The organism is Pseudomonas sp. TYF_14 (assembly GCF_043105275.1).
GTDB lineage: Bacteria > Pseudomonadota > Gammaproteobacteria > Pseudomonadales > Pseudomonadaceae > Aquipseudomonas > Aquipseudomonas alloputida.
Genome location: NZ_JBICLK010000030.1, coordinates 1 through 18,620 on the forward strand (window position 1 = coordinate 1; position 18,620 = coordinate 18,620).

The following is an 18,620-nucleotide window of genomic DNA, read 5'->3' on the forward strand; positions in this document are numbered from 1 at the left end:
CCCGAAGGATGGCTTTGAGGCCAGCAGGGCTTATCAGTAAGCCTTGCCAGTCTTGTAGTAGTTCTCGAAGCAGAAGTTGGTCGCGTCGATGTAGCCTTCGGCGCCACCGCAGTCGAAACGCTTGCCCTTGAACTTATAGGCAATCACGCAGCCATCCTTCGCCTGCTGCAGCAGGGCATCGGTGATCTGGATTTCACCGCCTTTGCCTGGCTTGGTGTTGGCGATGATGTCGAAGATATCCGGGGTCAGGATGTAACGGCCGATGATCGCCAGGTTCGAAGGCGCGTCTTCCGGGGCCGGTTTTTCGACCATGTTGGTCACACGGAAGATGTCGTCGCGGATCATCTCACCGGCGATCACACCATACTTGTTGGTTTCCTGCGGGTCGACTTCCTGGATGGCGACGATCGAGCAGCGGTACTGTTTGTACAGCTTGACCATCTGAGTCAGTACGCCGTCACCTTCCGGGTTGACGCACAGGTCGTCCGCCAGCACCACCGCGAACGGCTCGTCGCCGATCAGTGGGCGGCCAGTGAGAATGGCGTGGCCGAGGCCCTTCATTTCGGTCTGGCGCGTGTACGAGAACGAGCACTCGTCGAGCAGACGACGAATACCGACCAGGTATTTTTCCTTGTCGGTGCCTTTGATCTGGTTTTCCAGCTCGTAGCTGATGTCGAAGTGGTCTTCCAGGGCGCGCTTGCCGCGCCCGGTAACGATGGAGATCTCGTTCAGACCCGCATCCAATGCTTCTTCAACGCCATACTGGATCAGTGGCTTGTTGACCACCGGCAGCATTTCCTTGGGCATGGCTTTGGTAGCAGGCAAGAAGCGCGTGCCGTAGCCGGCTGCCGGGAACAAGCATTTTTTGATCATATACGTCCTTACAAAAGGCTAGGCCTGTGGAATTCGGCGCAGTCTAATCAGGCGGCAGTCACCTTACAATGCCCCCGATAACGACCGTTGCCATCATAGAGATATCCCAGTGTAGATAGTTCCGGGGGATCGTAAATATTGCTGTCATACATGACCGTTGGATGACAGGGAAATCAGCGTGACGGTGGCGGCCTCTTCGACGGGCTCACGCGCCAAGAGGCCGCCACCGGTTTACCTCAGCTACCCGTCCCTTGTCCGATCAGCACCCCATCAACCTGCTGACCATACAGGTTAACCCCATCATTGGCATGAAACTTCACCCGCGTCTTCTCGATGGATCCCTCTACCAACCGCGGGTCCTGTGGCCGCTCGTGGCGGTTGATCCACGCCGCCACATCCCAGGCCTGCTGATCGCTGAGGCTGCCCGGCTTGCCAAGCGGCATGTTGTACTTGATGAACGACGCCGCGGTATTGATGCGGTGCATGCCGGCCCCCCAGTTGTAGGAGTCCTTGCCCCAAAGCGGCGGCATTACGTACTCGCCTGCGACCTTTTGCCCTTCACCGTTATCGCCATGGCAAATCGCGCATTGTTCACGGTAAACCTGCTGGCCGCGCTTGAAGTCATAACCGCCCTTGGGTTGTGCCACCTCCGGATAACCACGTCCGGCAATCTCCACACCGGTCGGCGCCTTGGTCGACAGCCAGTATGAATACACCGCCAATGCCGTCATCTGCGGGCTGTCAGCGGCCGGCGGCTTGCCGTTCATGCTGAACTGAAAACACCCTTGGATACGCTCGGCGAAGGTGTTGACCTTGTCATTCTTCTTGCGATAGGCCGGGTACATCGGGTAGGCACCCCACAACGGCGCCGAATGCGCCAACCGCCCCTGATCGAGGTGGCAGTTACTGCAGTTCATGCCGTTGCCCACCGCCTCGGGCATCAATCGGCGGGTGTCGACGAACAAGGCATGGCCTTCACGCACCATCTTGCCAAAGGCATTATCGGGCAACTCACGCTCAGCGGGCGGCACGAACTGCGGTGCAGCCTGCACACCGGGAACCTTCAACTGCGACTGGTCTTCCATGGCGATCGGCGTGGCCTGGGCGCTGCCCACGGCCAGCAGCAACAAGGCGGGAATCAGGGTTTTCATGGCGTGACCTCCTGGCTGGCGGGGCGGGCGAAGAACTCGGCAACGGCCTTGATCTCCTCATCGGTCATGGCCTTGGCCACGCCGACCATCAGCTGGTTGGGGTCATTGCTGCGGCTGCCGTCGCGCCAGGCATTGAGCTGTGCCACCAGGTAACTGGCGGGTTGGCCGGCCAAGGGCGGGAAGTGTTCGCCCACCCCGCCGCCACCCGGCCCGTGGCATTGCACGCAACCAGGAATCTGCCGGCTCCAGTCGCCGTACAGGGCCATGCGGGTAGTCGGGTCATCGGCAATCTGCTGGCGGTGCAGGTCGCCAGCGGGCACTGCCGGCAGGCTGGCCAGGTAGGTACTGACGGCCTTGATTTCGTCGTCGCTCAGGGCCTTGGCCAAAGGTTCCATCACTGGCTGCTTGCGGCTGCCGTTGCGCCAGTCCTGCAACTGCTTGGCAAGATAACCGGCCGGTAGCCCGGCCAAACGTGGAAAGCCGGCAGCCGCAATGCCATTGCCGTCCGGGCCGTGGCAACCCAGGCAGGCCATGGCGGCGGGGTTGGCCCCCCCCTGGGTGAAGACCTTCTGACCGTCGGCGGCATGTGCCGCGGGCCAGGCCAGGATCAGCAAGCTGCCGATCATCACGCGTCTCAACGGTGTCATCACGAATCTCCTTTTCTTTTGTTATATGTTTAGGCTTAAAACATATAAGCAGAGAAAGGAGGACCCGTTGCTTCAGATCAACTTCCGGAGATGCACTGCGTTGCGGCAGTGCGCACATCGCCAAGGCGCAGCGGGAAGTTATTCAGCCGCTCGTGCAGTTTGATGCTGCTGCCGCTGCCGCGCTTGTCGATATCCACCAGCGCCGCCGGGCCGGCACCTGAGGTGATTTTCTGCGGTACGATCAGCCGCAGGCCGTCGCCACGCTGCTCTTCGGTCAGCGGGTCACGCGTATCGGCAAGCTTCTCCTTTACGCAGTCGGCATAGGCGCGTGGGCTCTTGCCAGAGATCACATCCATCGTTTCACGCGATTGCTCCAGCTCCGCGACGCTCACGCAGCCACCGAGCGCAACCGACAACGCCGCCACCATCCACTTCATTTGCTGCACCTCTGCCTTCAAGAATTCGCTTCGACCACATCCAGGCGGTTTTGCTCCCTGCTTTGGCAGAATTATCTACGCCCGGCGATCAACGCGGCAGTGTAACGGCACATCGTGGTATCTTTTGCTTTTGCAGATCCAAACCTTGCGGAGCATCACATGAAATTCGTACACCAGCGCGAGCACCTCAACGAGGACGATATTGTCGTCATCGAGTGCTCCCAGCGCTGCAATATCCGCCTGATGAACGACGCCAACTTCCGCAGCTTCAAGAACGGCGGCCGTCATACCTACCACGGCGGCCATTTCGAGAAGTTTCCGGCGAAGATCACCGTACCCAGCACCGGCTTCTGGAACATCACCATCGATACCGTCACCACTCGCCCGATCTCGGTCACCCGCAAGCCAACGCTGACCCACAAGATCAAGATCATCCGTCGTTCGTCGTCGAAACTCAGATAAGGCCACCATGACCCGGACCATCAAGTACGTCATCAAATACAAGCTCGACGGCCAGCGTCGCTGGGATTTCGCGCTGATGCCCGATGCCTCGCAAGAGCAAGCCCTCGAGGCCCTGCGCAAGATCCACGGCGAAGACGCCGAGAAAATCAGCGACATCCAGGTCAGCAAGGCCCTGTAAGACTCGCCGCAAGCCCCCGCCGCAGCGCTCGCCCCACGCAAGGAGAATCGCATGAGCCATTGGCCCGACCGCCGTATCCTCAACCTGCTGGGCATCGAGCTGCCCATTCTGCAGGCACCCATGGCGGGGGCGACCGGCTCGGCCATGGCCATCGCTGTGGGCCAGGCAGGTGGGCTGGGCGCCCTGCCCTGCGCCATGCTCAGCGGCGAACAGGTGCGCGCCGAGATCGCTGCATTCCGCGCCGGCTGCCCGGGGCGCCCGCTGAACCTGAACTTCTTTTGCCACCAGCCGCCAGCGCCCGATGCCGAGCGCGATGCGCGCTGGAAGCAGGCACTTGAGCCTTATTACAGCGAAGTGGGCGCCGATTTCACGGCGCCCACGCCGGTGTCCAACCGTGCGCCTTTCGACGAGCAGAGCTGCCTGCTGGTCGAAGCGTTGCGCCCGGAGGTGGTGAGCTTCCATTTCGGCCTGCCGCAGGCCGAACTGCTGCAGCGGGTAAAGGCCAGCGGTGCCAAGGTACTGTCCAGCGCCACGACCGTGGAAGAAGCGGCCTGGCTGGAGCGCAATGGCTGCGATGCGATCATCGCCATGGGGTATGAAGCCGGTGGCCATCGCGGCATGTTCCTCAGCGATGACATCACCAGCCAGATAGGCACCTTCGCGCTCGTACCGCAGGTGGCCGATGCCGTCGGCGTGCCGGTGATTGCCGCCGGTGGTATCGGCGACCACCGCGGGCTGTTGGCGGCACTGGCCCTGGGTGCCTCGGCAGTGCAGATCGGCACGGCTTACCTGTTCTGCCCCGAGGCCAAGGTGTCGCCAGCGCATCGCCAGGCGCTGGACAGCGCGCCTGCCAGCGACACCGCCCTGACCAACCTGTTCACCGGCCGCCCGGCGCGCGGCATCAACAATCGCCTCATGCGCGAGCTGGGGCCGATGAGCGAGCTTGCACCGCGCTTCCCGCTGGCGGGCGGGGCATTGATGCCTTTACGGGCGATCACCGATCCGCAGGGTAAGAGTGATTTCAGCAATCTGTGGTCGGGGCAGGCGTTACGGCTAGGCCGGCACATGCCGGCGGGTGAGCTGACCCGGGAGATTGCCGGTAAGGCATTGGCAGTGATCGGTCACCAGGCATTCTGACAGGCAGGCATGGCCTCTTCACGGCCAATGGTTTATCGCTATATAGTTAAGGCTATAACGATAATCTCAAGGAGCTGTCTTCATGCGTATCCGCTCGCCCCAGTTGGCCGTCACTGCCCTGGCCAGCCTGTTCGCCTTCAACACTGCCTGGGCCGACGAAGTCCAGGTCGCGGTCGCAGCCAACTTCACAGCCCCTGTCCAGGCCATCGCCAAGGACTTCGAGAAAGACACCGGCCACAAACTGATCGCGGCCTACGGCGCCACCGGGCAGTTCTACGCGCAGATCAAGAACGGTGCACCGTTCGAAGTGTTCCTCGCCGCTGACGACTCCACCCCCAAGAAGCTGGAAGCAGAAAGGGAAACCGTACCTGGCTCACGCTTTACCTACGCCATCGGCACCCTGGCCTTGTGGTCTGCGAAGGAAGGCTACGTAGATGCCAAGGGTGAAGTGCTGAAAAAGAACGAATACAAACACCTGTCCATCGCCAACCCGAAAGCGGCACCTTACGGCCTGGCCGCCACCCAGGTACTGGACGGGCTGAAGCTCACCGAGGCCACCAAAGGCAAGATCGTCGAAGGCCTGAACATCACCCAGGCCTTCCAGTTCGTCTCCACCGGCAACGCCGAGCTGGGCTTCGTCGCCCTTTCGCAGATCTACAAGGACGGCAAGGTAACCCATGGCTCGGCATGGATCGTGCCGTCCAACCTGCACGACCCGATCCGCCAGGACGCCGTCATCCTCAACAAAGGCAAGGACAATGCGGCCGCCAAGGCACTGGTCGAATACCTCAAAGGCCCGAAAGCCGCAGCGGTGATCAAATCCTATGGTTATGAACGCTGATGCCACTCGATGCCAGTGACCTGGGCGCCATCTGGCTGACCGTAAAACTGGCCAGCCTGACCACCCTGATCCTGCTGATCATCGGCACACCCGTCGCCTGGTGGCTCGCGCGCACGCGCTCTTGGCTGCGCGGGCCGGTGGGTGCGGTGGTGGCACTGCCGCTGGTACTGCCACCGACGGTGATCGGTTTTTACCTGTTGATCGCCCTTGGCCCGCACGGCTGGCTTGGTCAGGCCACCCAGGCGCTAGGCCTGGGCAGTGTGGTGTTCAGCTTCACAGGCCTGGTGATTGGCTCGACGGTGTACTCCATGCCGTTCGTGGTGCAACCCCTGCAGAATGCCTTTGGCGCGATCGGCCAGCGCCCCCTGGAAGTCGCCGCTACTCTGCGAGCCAGCCCATGGGATACCTTCGTTCATGTGGTGCTGCCGCTGGCCCGCCCTGGCTTCGTCACTGCCAGCATCCTCGGCTTTGCCCACACGGTGGGCGAGTTTGGCGTCGTACTGATGATCGGCGGCAACATCCCCGACAAGACTCGCGTGGTTTCGGTGCAGATTTTCGATCACGTCGAAGCCATGGAGTATTCGCAGGCCCACTGGCTGGCCGGTGCCATGCTGGTGTTCTCTTTCCTGGTGCTGCTCCTGCTGTACGCTGGACGCCGCGGCAAAGCTGGCTGGAGCTGAAATGACCGCATCGATTGTGGCGCACCTGAAACTGGCACGCGACGACTTTACCCTGGACGTCAACCTGCACCTGCCCGGGCGCGGCATCAGCGCGCTGTTCGGCCACTCTGGCTCCGGCAAGACCAGCTGCCTGCGCTGCCTGGCCGGGCTGGAACGGGCCGCCAGCGCCTATATCGAAGTCAACGGCGAAGTCTGGGAAGACAGCACCCGAGGCTACTTCCAGGCGCCGCACCTGCGCCCGGTGGGCTACGTGTTCCAGGAAGCCAGCCTGTTCCCGCACCTGTCGGTGCGCGGCAACCTGACGTTTGGCTGGCGCCGGGTAGCGCCCGCTGAACGCAAGGTCAGCCTCGACCAGGCGTGCCAACTGCTGGGTATCGGCCACTTGCTGGACCGCCGCCCGGCAACCCTGTCGGGTGGCGAGGCGCAGCGGGTGGGTATTGCCCGCGCCCTGCTCAGCAGCCCGCGGCTGTTGTTGATGGACGAGCCGCTGGCAGCCCTCGACGGCCCGCGCAAGCGCGAGATACTGCCCTTCCTGGAGCGCCTGCACGACGAACTGGATATCCCTCTGATATATGTCAGCCACGCCCAGGATGAAGTCGCGCGGCTGGCCGACCACCTGGTGTTGCTGGAACAAGGCCGGGCGATCGCCAGCGGCCCGATCGGCGAAACCCTGGCTCGCCTTGACCTGTCGCTGGCCCAGGGCGACGACGCCGGCGTCGTGTTCGAAGGTAGGGTGGTTGGGCACGACCCGCATTACGGCCTGCTGGACCTGCGCCTGCCCGGCAGCAGCGGGCCGCTGCTGCGCATCACCCACGCGGCGCAGGTGATGGGCAGCACCCTGCGCGTCAAGGTGCAGGCCCGGGATGTCAGCCTGGCACTGGCGGCGGATAGCGCATCGAGCATCCTCAACCGCCTGCCGGTGCGTGTGCGCGAGAGCTGCCCGGCGGCCAACCCGGCGCATGTGCTGGTCAGCCTGGATGCTGGCGGCAATGCCCTGCTTGCACGCATCACCCGCTTCTCGGCAGACCAGCTCGGCTTGCACACAGGGCAGATACTGTTCGCCCAGATCAAGTCGGTGGCCCTTTTGGGTTGAGCATCCTCAGCGCGCGTATTGTCCATTGATCAGTGACCTGATCGAGGCCCGCCGCCCATGCTTGACTGCCCCCTGCCGCGCACCCTGCACTACGTTGACGACAGTCAGCCGGGCCTGACCCGTCGGCGCTGGCGCGACCGTTTCATCTACCTGGATGCCGATGGCCAACGGGTACGCGACAGCGAAACCCTTGCGCGCATCGCCGCATTGGTGATCCCCCCGGCCTACACGGATGTGTGGATCTGCGCCGATCCGCAAGGCCACCTGCAAGCCACCGGCCGCGATGCCCGTGGCCGCAAGCAGTACCGCTACCACGCACAGTGGCGCGAACTGCGCGACCAGCACAAATACGGGCGCATGCTTGCGTTCGCCCAAGCCCTGCCAAAGCTGCGCACACAGCTGGAAGCCCACTTGGCGCGGCCAGGGCTGGACCGGGAAAAAGTCATGGCGCTGGTGGTGAGCCTGCTGGACCACACCCTGATCCGCATCGGCAACCAGCGCTACCTGCGCGATAACCGGTCGTACGGATTGACCACCCTGCGCAATCGCCATGTGCAGGTCAAAGGCAGCACTATCCGCTTCCAGTTCCGCGGCAAGCGCGGCGTCGAACACAACGTCACCCTCAACGACCGGCGCTTGGCCAACCTACTCAAACGCTGCATGGAACTGCCTGGGCAGGCACTGTTTCAGTACCTGGATGAAGATGGCCAGCGCCATAGTGTCGGCTCCAGCGAGGTCAATCAGTTTCTGCAGCAGTTGACCGGTGCCGACTTTACTGCCAAGGACTATCGCACCTGGGCCGGCAGCAGCCTGGCATTGAACCTGCTAAAGCCCTTGGCCTGGGAGCCGGAGAGTGAAGCCAAACGCCAGGTCGCCGCAATAGTCCGCCAGGTAGCCACGCGCCTGGGCAATACGCCGGCAGTGTGCCGGCGCTGCTACATCCACCCGGCAGTTCTGGAGCACTATGCCTTGGGGCGCCTGGCCAATTTGCCGAAAAACCGTGTGCGCAAAGGCCTGGACCCGGAGGAAGTGGCCTTGCTGTTGTTTCTTCAGGCACTTGAGGAACAGGAGGACCATTGAGCTTGTCTATTCAGCCCATGATGCGAAGAAATTTCCCATTAGCCGCCAACCCCCCTATTCTTGCCAGCGAGCACCTTGGCCGACAAACCGTTGACGGTTTGCTTTGGCACCTGCAACTGAAGACACGCAACAGAATTTGTCTGTCGGGGAATTACTATCCGCCGAAAGCGTCTTTAATGAGAAGGAAGAGGGACAAGCTCCCGCCGCCGCGGCAACTAGCCCAGCGGACTTATACATCACCAAGGAGAACTACATGCTGATACTCACCCGTAAGGTTGGCGAAAGCATCGTCATCAACGATGACATCAAAGTCACCATTCTGGGCGTCAAAGGGATGCAGGTGAGGATCGGTATCGATGCACCGAAAGATGTTCAGGTCCATCGAGAAGAGATTTTCAAACGCATCCAGGCCGGCAGCCCGGCTCCGGAGAAACACGAAGACACACACTGAGCGTCACCCGAGGGGCATGGATGCGCTCGACCGCCAGCCTCAGGTGCCTATTAACTGATGCACCGTGGCGATCATCTCATCCATGTCGAACGGTTTGTCGAATATTGCGGCAAACAGAGCCGGGCATCCTTGGCTGGCCTGTGCGCCGCTCATGAGGATGACCGGCAACTCGCTTAACGCCGGGTCCTCGCGGATGGCACGCGCCAACTCCTCACCGTTGAGTAGCGGCATCATGTAGTCGGTAATCACCAGCTGCACGCGTTTTTCCTTCAACGCCTCCAGTGCTTTGCAGCCATTGCTCGCCTTTTCCACCAGGAAACCTTCGTCCTCCAGGGCAAACCCGAGGATATCGGCGATCAGGTATTCGTCATCGACAATCAGGATGGTGTTCATCGGCTCGTCCGTCACCCGCTCTCCTGCGGCGTCGGCGTTCCCGAAAGCACACCGCAGGCACCTTCGAACGCCTTGCGCAAGGTAATGCCTTGCGGCCCGATCAGCAGCTCGTGCAAGGCCGGGTCATGGTGACTGTCACGCACCTTGAGGACCGACAGCATGCGCCGTAGTTGCGAGTCCAGTTCGACAAAGCGCATCAGCATAAGGTTGTCGACGATACTCGACAGGTCCGGCGCGGGGGCGCTGATTTCCGCGCCGAAAATGTCGCGCATCTCCCAGGTCAGCATCACGCTGACATCGCGCGCGCGCAACTCACCCGCCAGCGCGCGGAAAAACGCATTTAGCCGCGTCGGGTCAATAGCCAGGCGGCTGAATGCGCCAAGGCTGTCGATCACCACGCGCTTGCTGCCCTGCGCCGCTACACGCTCCAGTAATCGCGCGCCAACCTGGTCCAGCAAGCCCTCGGTGGTCGGCTGCCAGCACAGCTGCAAGCTACCGCCCTTCTCCATCGCGGCAAAATCGTAACCGAGCGAAGCGGCCTTGCTGCGCAGGCGTTCGGGTGTTTCGTAAAAACCGAAATGCAACCCCGGTGCCTGCGGGGTGCTGGCACCCAGAAAGGCCAGGCCCAATGATGTCTTGCCAATCCCCGAAGGCCCCATCAACAGGCTGACTGACCCGGTGGCCAAGCCACCGCCAAGCATTTCATCGAAGGTTGGTACGCCGCTGCTGATACGCGCCAAGGTGCCACTGCCCAATTGGCTGGGGTGGCTGAACAACGCTTCCAGGCGAGGATAGACCTGCATGCCGGACTCATCGATAAGGCATTCGTGACGCCCCGACAACGCACCACTGCCGCGGGTCTTGCGCAATTGGACATGGCGCACGGCGCGGCTGCCGACCAGTTGCTCACCCAGTTCGATCACGCCATCGACCATGGTGTGTTCCGGGCTGCCCTCGTCGAGCCGGGCACTGGTCAGCAACAGTACGGTGCAACCGGCGAAGGCAGCATGCCCCTGCAGCTCAGAGACGAACTTCTTGGTGTCCAGCGCGGTTTCCGCACGTACCCGGGCATTGAGCACACCGTCGACGATCAGCAGGCTGGCCTGTTGCCGGGCAATTTCCTGGCGCAGCAACCGCACCACCGCATCCAGCCCGTCCTGCTCTAGGGTATCAAAGGCGCTGACGAACTGGATTTTGTCACCGACCAGCGCCGGGTCGAAGAAGTCCAGCGTGGACAGGTACTGGAACAAGCGTTCGTGCGACTCGCTCAGCAAAGTGGCCACCAGCACGCGACCACCGCCACGCACGTGGCCGCAGGCCAGCTGATTGGCGAGGATGGTCTTACCGGCCCCCGGCGGCCCCTGAATAATGTAGGAGGCGCCAGCTATCAGGCCACCCTTGAGCAACGCGTCGAGCCCGTCGATCCCCGTTACCAGCCGCTTCAGTGCCTGTGCCATGTTGTCTACCTGTCGAGTGGGCTATCCGTCTGGTCCTGATACATTGGCAAGTACAGTCGCATGCAAGTTCCCCGGCCAGGCTCGCTGTCGACACAAATGGCACCGCCACTTTGCCGGGCGAACCCATAGACCTGGCTGAGCCCCAGGCCGGTACCCTTGCCGAAAGGCTTGGTGGTGAAAAACGGCTCGAAGATGCGCGGCAGTATCTCTGTGGGTATGCCTTCGCCGCTGTCTTCCACCTCGAAGCGCACGAAGCTGCCCTTCAGCCCTTCAACTTCGCCGAACAACTCGACCACATCGACAGTCAGGCTGATGCGGCCATGCCCGTCGATGGCATCACGGGCATTGAACAACAGGTTGAGCAACACCATCTGCAGTTGCCCGGCATCCACCTCGATCAACGGCAGGTCCGGTTGCAGCAACACCTTCAAGTCAATCGAGCTTGGCAATGCATGTTCAAGCAGGCCACGCGTAGCGTTAACCAGCTCTGCCGGGGCAACGCTGGCCACATCGAACTTGCGGTGACGGGCAAAACTGAGCAATTGCTGGGTCAGTTCGGTGCCACGCTGGCTGGCATCGAGGATGTGCTGCAACATGCGCTGGGTGCGTGCCGGGTCCTGGGTGGCCAGCGCCAGGCGCGCCGAGCTGATGATAATGGTCAACATGTTGTTGAAGTCGTGCGCCAGACCACCGGTCAACTGGCCGAGGGCTTCAAGCTTCTGCGCCTGGAACAGCTGGGCGCGCACTGCGTCGAGCTGCTGCGCCGTCTCGCGACGGTCAGTGATATCACGTGTCACCTTGGCCAGGCCAATGATCTGGCCACTTTCATCACGGATCACATCCAGTGCCGCCAAGGCCCAGAACTGCGTGCCGTCCTTGCGCACCCGCCAGCCTTCGTCCTGCGCCACACCCTGCTCCAGCGCCTGACACAGCAGGCGCTCAGGGCGGCCATCCGCACAGTCCTGCGGCGTGAAAAACAACGAAAAGTGCTTACCGATCACTTCATCTCTACGGTAACCCTTGATCCGTTGCGCGCCTGCGTTCCACGACACCACATGGCCAGAAGGGTCGAGCATGTAGATGGCATAATCCACCACCGACTGAACCAGCTGTTCGTAACGATGGGCGGGCATGACGGAAGCGTCGAGGCAGTCAGCTGAAACCATGCAAACTCCACTGGCACAGCAGGAGGGAGGAAATGAGCGTAGCCCGGAGTGTCTGCCAGTAGACAGCTGAACGACTACAGGCAGTCAGCGTTCCGGCTCGGCCAGTGTCGGGCTGATGCATCGCGGCATGGCCACTTTCAGCAACCACAGGCTGAGCAACATGATCATACCACCGCCGGCCAGGGCCAACATACGCTGCTGCTGTGAGTGCTCCGCATCGAAGCCCAGCAACAACAGATAACCGCCCAGGCTGATCAGGCTGATGTAAAGAAATGCAGCCAGCACGAGCACCTGCGCGAACAACAGCCGCCAGAATAACCGCGGACGCACCACACCTTCGCCAACTCGACCCTGAGTCATTACGCTACACTCTTGGATCCAATGATGGGCAACAGTGGCGTAACGACAGCACGGTGTCAATTGCCGGTTCGATCACCCTTCTACCTGTTGATCATAGGCGCTGCAGTTGACTCAACTATAACAATGGGTTATAAAGCGCGCTTGATTGCGAAGCCCTTCTGCTTAGAAGCGAGCTGGTCGTTGCGACCCCTTCAAGCGTGCGAGTGTGGTGGAATTGGTATACACAGCAGACTTAAAATCTGCTGACTGTCAACACCTTTTATGTCATGCCATTGCACCTACATAAAGGGCTGTAGACCACGTACAACCAAGCTTCTAGCGTTTGCCCTCATCCTCTATATCCTTCATTATTTTTGGTCTTTTTGAGAGCTTGGTAGCCATTTGGTAGCCGGCACTAAAAATTAAGCTCAGCTCTCGTAAGCTTTCCTCAGCTCTCGTAAGCCCAAAGCGCCTCCTCCTCGAAAAATCTTATATTTTCTAAAATTTTTTCCATCATTAAATCGGCTACCAAACCCGCCCTCCAGGCACAAAAAAACCCAGATCGATCTGGGCTTCTTGCTAGCCAGAGCATCGTGCCATGGCCTGTATGAGCATCATGCTCGCGGTTCGGTAGCGGTCAGCAACCAGATGGGCAATACATAATTTTGGAAAATGCCACAACATCTTGGGTGCGGTAATAAATACGACGAGAAACATGCTTTAACGCAGGAATTTCTTTCGCGTGCTTATTAGTATACCGCCAAAACCTCAAGGTTTCTTTTGACACACCAAGGACGTCTGCAGTCTCATGCACGTCGAGAAACTCTTTAGCCAATTTATCAGCCGCGATCATTAAAACCCTCTCAAATATTCACTTTCACTAAAGCACCCCTCCCTAGGCGTCAATTAAAGCTAAATGTTTGCACAGCCAACCGTCAAGGCACGAGAGACACATTTTCAAAGGGTGTGTCAGCAGCATACTCACTGACTGGCCTGAAACCCTAGCAAACACAGATGGGTATGCCAGACGCATACCTTTATAGAAGTAATTGAAAACCCACTGAACGGTGAATGAGAGCTGCGGGGGGGGCTGGGTACTCGAGGATTGATCATACCCGCAATGGTTCACCCCGCGCCGACTCTACGATAAAAACTTTCCACCGCACACCATCTGTATGAAGCAAATACAGCGAAGCTGCCTTTACCATCATTAGCTACCCCCCGAATGCTTGCAACCTCTACGGGTATGCGCCAAGCACTATAAAGCCAACAATTTAACGGTATGTTTTCCGCATACTTTCTTTAAAAAAATGGCACTTTTTTTGTTTGAGGTCAAAATCAAGCCAGCGCCTACGGCGCTGAAAAAAAGCCATGCGCCTGCGGCGCTCAAAAGCAAGCCACGCTCACGCGCATGCGCGTGAGGTGAAGTAGCGAGCAATGGGGCGAGGCAAGGGTGGCATGCAGACCTGAGCTATCAACATCCACCTAAAACAGCAGAATTTATGATCTCAAAATGGCATCAAAAATCTGCAAAATAAGAGATCTCTGCTTTTTTTTGCTAACAAAATAATAGAGCTCCGTTTTTGAAAAAACATTTCAAGGGGGGGGGGTATGAAAAAAAATTTCATGAGAGCTTCAGAACGAGCAGATCACAGCACATCCATACACCGTCGAAAAATATACTAGCGGTTTATGCCAAACTATACTGATGGTTTATTTATGACGCGAAATCGGGCTCACTTTCCAAGAAACCAATATTGACACCTTTTTTTCCTGATTTTCTGTGCTAAAGTCACGCCTTCTTGAAACCCTATCAACGCATCGTTAACTCAACGACAAGTGACTTCTGTGCAATTTAAAAACTCTTCTCATCCTCGAGATCCAGAAATCAGATCAGCCTTTCAGATAGCCATGCCGATCAATGTGATGCATACCACTGTGCACCTGCATGACATAGACCATTTATATAGAAGTCACCAAAGCTATTCAGCATCTGAATTGATCTATCAGGCGGATTACCCGTGGGCCAGTAGCTTTGCGATGGGTCACCCTATCGTTGCATGGCATTGCAGGCCTGATTGGAGCAATGAGCAAAAAAAACGCTTTATTAATGATGCGTGGAGAGGGGGTTACCTGGGAACTTATATAGTAAATTCTTGGCACCAGGTTGTTGATGGGAGCTATGAGCCTTACAGCAACCTACTTATAGACGGCCAAAAGCGCTTGACAGCACTCGAGCATTACTTCCAAGATCGCTTTGCTGTTAAAGATTCTTCTGGAAATCTACGATACTGGTCTGAACTACCGAACTCGGAACGCCGACGGTTTCTCGCTATACCTTTCATCAGAGTCACAATGCATGCACCTGACGAAGAAACGCTCTGGGCGCTGCGGAGAGAATAAGCCCAACCGCTTCGATACTACCCGGTTCCCTGACTCAAACTGGCTTTAGCCACCCTAGGTCTTATGCCATAAGCCCTCTTCTGGTAAGTGATTGGTATGAGTATGCTGAAAATTCTTGATCGACTCTGGAACTGGGCTTTCCCGGACAACAGATCTGAAACTGAGAAAGCCAAGGAGCGGGAGTTCATTCAAGCTGTCAATCAGCTCAAGACGCTCCGCACTACGGCCCGAGGTGGGATGGCTATCGATCCGGAGGAAATTCGCGATCAGGTACTGCAGAGTCGCGAAGCCTATCAAGATTTCGTCTCACCGCTGCATCGCAAAAATTTGCCAAAATCCGACGCCTAGACCAGCCTAATCTGACCTGTCCCCGTAAGGGTATACGGATAATATGGGCCGCCTCCCCTTATTGAATCGGGGTAAGGCGCCCTATCGATCACAGGCTGCGCTGTGGCGTTCAAGGTGAGTCATTTCCTGGTGCCATTCTGAAAGAAATTTCAACCAATCACTCAGATAAGCGCCTTCAGCTACTCGGGTCGAACCTCGGCTCGCGCACTCGAATCGCTCCCGCCACGGCTGGGGGATGTTTTCATCTCGGACTATGGCTATGCCAATAGGATGCGGCTCCGAGGGTACAAGATTTAAAACCTCATCAGCGTCCAGGGCCTGCCGGTAGATGGGCGAGGATTGCTCTTGGTGCTCAATGTCGTCCAGGACTTGGATTACAGCTTCAGCCCGTGGATCGCCAGGTATCAAGTGAGCGAGTGCCCAGAGTGCCTTCCGCCTTGCAACCTCAAGAAGATGGAGGTCGCCATCAGCAGCACTGCTGTGAAGCGTTTCTTGGACATCTCGGCTCATAAATCCTCGGACTCGTTTCCACTCTGCACTCTGAGCGCGCCCCTCTCGGGTACAGCTGTCGTGAACCAAGCCGCTCACCTACGGTGGCGTCATGGCCCGCTGGGCTTCCATCTTCGCGCCTGCGCGCTCCGCTTGCCGAAGGTGTGCAGTTCGAACTGCTGAAGCCTACCTTTACACCTCACAATAGCTCGGTGGCCAGAACATCCGGGCGAGGTACTCGTGGTTGTATGCTCCCACATGCGCCAGATTGCCTAGAAATGGTCGTTGTAACGTACTTTTGGGAATGTAACAGTGACGACGTTACATTCCAAAAAACGAGTTACATACGCTAGGTTCACGAGAGGGATGATCATGACCTTACGTTGTTTCCGGAGGCTCACCTACCAAGCTGTGAGCTGATGCTTTCTCAAAGAACCGGCAGATCATCGCTATTCATAATGATCCCATTTGGGGACATTAACCCATCAAACCGCCATTAATGCTCCATTTTGGGAACATTACGCGAGACGTTGCGTCTTTGCTCAAACGCGGCAGAGCTTTGCAGAAAGCTTGCCGGCAAGCAGACTAGAAATTTGATAGTCGACTGTTCTTTGGGGGATTGAATGGAGCTGGTCATGAGCAAGAGCCAAGCTCGGCGCCGCTGGCGTAGGATCATGAAGCTCGTCCAGCAAGGCGAGACGTTCGTGATCACCAGGCTCGGCAAGCCAGTATGTAAGGTTTGTCCACCTGATTAAGCATCGGAGCACATTTGTACTCCTTCGGAGAACGGGCCGCCCAGGCCTTTCGGTAGCTACGACCTAGCCGAGGTTGATACGAAGTCGTTTTACCGATAGGGTTGCTGCGTATGTGTCTGGCACCAACGCCTACACCCTGAGGAAAAGAACTCTTCACTGGCACGCCGAAAGCCCGCCAGGAAGAGCCAGAGACCCCGAGCAGTACCCTGAACCGCCTAAATGGCGGTTTTTTTCTACCTGCCGCTAGATGCTTTCACTTGTACCGCAGCGGGAAGCGTCCATGTTAGTCGAGCGTGCCCCATGGGCTGACCGATTCCAGATGCATTTACAGAACACTGCTACCGAAGCAATGCCGGTGGGTACCCCACCCCGCAGTTTCCCCACCTGCTTTTACTTCATGGTCATTCCACTCACGTTGGGAGAGGCCGAGAGGTATCAATGACGATCACCCTGTGCTTTTGAGTACGAGGATCTTCGGGTTCCCCAGGAAACCAGCTCAGCGACTCGTAGCCCATAATCCGCCCTTCACGCACGACGTCCTGGTAACACGCAACAGCGTCTTCCAGTGCGGAGCAATCAGATCGCGGAATCAGAATGGGTAGGCCAGGATCGTACTTCCGCAGCTCTTCAATCAGCTCGCCTACGTTCACATTGTTGTCCTCGAATAGCGGCCTTGTGGAGACCGATGGCGACGTCATTCAAGGTATACGCATGGGAGTGAGCATTTTCCAGCCGTGATAGGCTTAAAGCTGAATACGTAGCCTCCTATCGAGATAGCAAATCCGCCGAGACTGAAGCATGACGCTCAAAGCCTCTTTCGCCAGCGTGCTTCGCGCACTGCGTAGCAAGCGAAATATCACCCAGAGAGACTTCGCTGACACCACCAGCCGTACCTATCTTTCTAAGCTTGAGCTCGGTAAGTCGAGCATCACCTTGGACAAGCTCAAGCAAGTGAGTGAGCGCTTGGGGCTCAGTCCTCTGACGCTACTCACGCTCACATTGAGTGAAGATACCGCACAGCCGGCGACCGACTTGATTTCAATACTGAGGTCGGAGCTTGCCGAGCTACATCGAAATGGAGGTCTGAGCGGCCTGAAAATTTCGGTGAGTAACGCTCTAGAATCCTTTCCCCCCGAAGCCCAACGAAGGCCTCAAGGGAAGAGCACCGGGGTTTCGAATGCACTGCAGACCGAGTTGGCCTTCATGGACTGAACATCCTGGCTTACCTCTACAAGATGCTGCTAAGCATTTCCTCCAGGCTCTCGCCCTTGCTGCTCTCAAACACACCGGCCTCACCGAACACCACCTGGATGTTGGCCTGGGCGAAGAACTCGGCTGCCGCGAAGTCGGATGCAGTGCTCGCCGGCAGCACCAGGATTAGCTTGGTGTCAGCACTACCGAAGCAATGCCTGTAATACGCAAGCTGACCAAAGGCGGTGTAAAGCTGTGTCGACATCGAGGCGCTGGTCTTGACCTCAAAGATCACCCTGGCCTTGTCTGTAGCCCTGTCTACCAGCGCTAAGTCGACACGATGCTTACCGACTCGTAGCTCGGGATGTCCATCAACAAGCTCATCCAGCTTGCGATGGAGAGCGTTGCAGAGCGGGCCATGGAGATATTGGTACTCGCAGGTATCGCTGCTTGGGGTATAGGTCTTGCTACCCTCGAACTCTTCCTGCTCCCGCCATTTGGCACCCGATTCATCTTCGTCGTCGAGGGCATCATCTGAACCCTCGGCATCACTCTCCAGTTCCGCCTTTCTCAGTTCTTTGAGGCGTTTTACCTTGAATAGGAACTCGGCGATGTCATTCGCAATGCTGGGTGAGTTTGTTGATGACACGGCGATCACATCTGTCGCCCTACCGTCGTCATCAATCTCCATCAGCCAGTCATGAAAGTGCTCAAAAGCATAGTGGCGAGCCGGGCAACACCTGCATGTTGGCCTCGGCCTGCTGCATCTCTTTTACGAAATCCTGCCTCGTCACAAGAAGCTCTGGAAGCTTCCTGAAATCCGAAAAGAAATCCGAAAACTTCGGGCTTGAACTGACCCGCAGCCCACGAATTCCAAGGCATCTAGGGCTTCGCCAAATCCGCGATAATGCGAACCTACGGTACCTCCATCCTGGGAGGCCAGCGCGTGGATGTCAGCATCCCTCATATCTGAGAAGACCTTCGCATTCGAACCCCAGGCCATCCTTGTCCAGGTAAAATAGCAGGGTCTTTCCGGCTGATTTGTGGAG

General features: G+C 58.2%; 20 protein-coding genes. 10 read left to right on the plus strand and 10 right to left on the minus strand.

The genetic code is table 11. The annotated features are described in order from the left end of the window. Positions 1-33: 33 nt before the first annotated feature. From galU to ACF8O8_RS08455, 4 genes are all read right to left on the minus strand, one after another. A complete protein-coding gene (gene galU / locus ACF8O8_RS08440; protein WP_014590484.1) occupies positions 34-873 on the minus strand; it encodes a UTP--glucose-1-phosphate uridylyltransferase GalU in 840 nt (279 codons plus the stop codon). 236 nt (positions 874-1,109) lie between these two features. Continuing rightward, positions 1,110-2,024, minus strand: coding sequence for a c-type cytochrome (locus tag ACF8O8_RS08445; protein WP_064490963.1), 915 nt, complete (start codon positions 2,022-2,024; stop codon positions 1,110-1,112). Then, positions 2,021-2,671, minus strand: a complete 651-nt coding sequence (locus ACF8O8_RS08450) for a cytochrome c (protein WP_049587967.1) — start codon at positions 2,669-2,671, stop codon at positions 2,021-2,023. The genes ACF8O8_RS08445 and ACF8O8_RS08450 overlap by 4 nt, the downstream gene beginning before the upstream one ends. Positions 2,672-2,748: 77 nt before the next feature. Beyond that, positions 2,749-3,108 carry a hypothetical protein gene (locus ACF8O8_RS08455; protein ID WP_003250915.1) on the minus strand — a complete coding sequence of 120 codons (360 nt, stop codon included), beginning with the start codon at positions 3,106-3,108 and terminating at the stop codon, positions 2,749-2,751. A 159-nt stretch (positions 3,109-3,267) separates the two neighbouring features. Between ACF8O8_RS08455 and ACF8O8_RS08460 the strand changes: the two genes are divergently transcribed. The 8 genes from ACF8O8_RS08460 (at position 3,268) to csrA (ending at position 9,030) form a co-directional block, all read left to right on the plus strand. Beyond that, complete coding sequence (locus ACF8O8_RS08460) at positions 3,268-3,570, plus strand: DUF1883 domain-containing protein (RefSeq protein WP_003250918.1); 303 nt, start codon at positions 3,268-3,270, stop codon at positions 3,568-3,570. A 7-nt stretch (positions 3,571-3,577) separates the two neighbouring features. Beyond that, the gene (locus tag ACF8O8_RS08465; protein WP_392509511.1) at positions 3,578-3,748 is read left to right on the plus strand and encodes a hypothetical protein; all 171 of its coding nucleotides are present in this window, start codon (positions 3,578-3,580) and stop codon (positions 3,746-3,748) included. Between the two features lie 51 nt (positions 3,749-3,799). Next, positions 3,800-4,885 carry a nitronate monooxygenase family protein gene (locus tag ACF8O8_RS08470; RefSeq protein WP_010954654.1) on the plus strand — a complete coding sequence of 362 codons (1,086 nt, stop codon included), beginning with the start codon at positions 3,800-3,802 and terminating at the stop codon, positions 4,883-4,885. Positions 4,886-4,967: 82 nt separating this feature from the next. Further along, positions 4,968-5,726, plus strand: coding sequence for a molybdate ABC transporter substrate-binding protein (gene modA / locus ACF8O8_RS08475; RefSeq protein WP_392509512.1), 759 nt, complete (start codon positions 4,968-4,970; stop codon positions 5,724-5,726). Continuing rightward, on the plus strand, positions 5,726-6,406 hold the full coding sequence (modB, locus tag ACF8O8_RS08480) for a molybdate ABC transporter permease subunit (protein ID WP_010954656.1): 681 nt from the start codon (positions 5,726-5,728) through the stop codon (positions 6,404-6,406). Before modA ends, modB begins: the two co-directional genes overlap by 1 nt. Position 6,407: 1 nt before the next feature. Next, positions 6,408-7,499 (plus strand): molybdenum ABC transporter ATP-binding protein, encoded by a 1,092-nt coding sequence (modC, locus tag ACF8O8_RS08485; protein ID WP_064492599.1) that lies wholly within the window; start codon positions 6,408-6,410, stop codon positions 7,497-7,499. A gap of 57 nt (positions 7,500-7,556) precedes the next feature. Then, the gene (locus ACF8O8_RS08490) at positions 7,557-8,579 is read left to right on the plus strand and encodes a DNA topoisomerase IB (RefSeq protein ID WP_010954658.1); all 1,023 of its coding nucleotides are present in this window, start codon (positions 7,557-7,559) and stop codon (positions 8,577-8,579) included. A 253-nt stretch (positions 8,580-8,832) separates the two neighbouring features. Beyond that, a complete protein-coding gene (csrA, locus tag ACF8O8_RS08495) occupies positions 8,833-9,030 on the plus strand; it encodes a carbon storage regulator CsrA (protein WP_010954659.1) in 198 nt (65 codons plus the stop codon). Between the two features lie 39 nt (positions 9,031-9,069). On the opposite strand, the gene ACF8O8_RS08500 is transcribed toward csrA, so the two are convergent. The 5 genes from ACF8O8_RS08500 to ACF8O8_RS08520 all read right to left on the minus strand — a co-directional run bounded on the left by ACF8O8_RS08500 (position 9,070) and on the right by ACF8O8_RS08520 (position 13,238). Next, positions 9,070-9,423, minus strand: coding sequence for a response regulator (locus tag ACF8O8_RS08500; protein WP_010954660.1), 354 nt, complete (start codon positions 9,421-9,423; stop codon positions 9,070-9,072). An 11-nt stretch (positions 9,424-9,434) separates the two neighbouring features. After that, on the minus strand, positions 9,435-10,880 hold the full coding sequence (locus ACF8O8_RS08505; protein WP_020191342.1) for an ATPase domain-containing protein: 1,446 nt from the start codon (positions 10,878-10,880) through the stop codon (positions 9,435-9,437). Positions 10,881-10,885: 5 nt separating this feature from the next. After that, positions 10,886-12,046 (minus strand): nitrogen regulation protein NR(II), encoded by a 1,161-nt coding sequence (locus ACF8O8_RS08510; protein WP_392509513.1) that lies wholly within the window; start codon positions 12,044-12,046, stop codon positions 10,886-10,888. 84 nt (positions 12,047-12,130) lie between these two features. Beyond that, positions 12,131-12,406, minus strand: coding sequence for a hypothetical protein (locus ACF8O8_RS08515; RefSeq protein WP_020191344.1), 276 nt, complete (start codon positions 12,404-12,406; stop codon positions 12,131-12,133). Positions 12,407-13,022: 616 nt separating this feature from the next. Further along, positions 13,023-13,238, minus strand: a complete 216-nt coding sequence (locus ACF8O8_RS08520) for a helix-turn-helix domain-containing protein (protein WP_080671134.1) — start codon at positions 13,236-13,238, stop codon at positions 13,023-13,025. Between the two features lie 1,646 nt (positions 13,239-14,884). Between ACF8O8_RS08520 and ACF8O8_RS08525 the strand changes: the two genes are divergently transcribed. Both ACF8O8_RS08525 and ACF8O8_RS08530 read left to right on the plus strand, forming a co-directional pair. After that, positions 14,885-15,136 (plus strand): hypothetical protein, encoded by a 252-nt coding sequence (locus ACF8O8_RS08525; RefSeq protein ID WP_021784261.1) that lies wholly within the window; start codon positions 14,885-14,887, stop codon positions 15,134-15,136. Positions 15,137-17,178: 2,042 nt separating this feature from the next. Continuing rightward, entirely contained in the window at positions 17,179-17,592 is a 414-nt protein-coding gene (locus ACF8O8_RS08530; RefSeq protein ID WP_281869311.1) for a helix-turn-helix domain-containing protein, read from the plus strand. A gap of 16 nt (positions 17,593-17,608) precedes the next feature. Here the strand turns inward: ACF8O8_RS08530 and ACF8O8_RS08535 are convergent, their stop codons facing one another. Next, on the minus strand, positions 17,609-18,262 hold the full coding sequence (locus tag ACF8O8_RS08535) for a hypothetical protein (protein WP_392509514.1): 654 nt from the start codon (positions 18,260-18,262) through the stop codon (positions 17,609-17,611). Positions 18,263-18,620 lie beyond the last annotated feature (358 nt).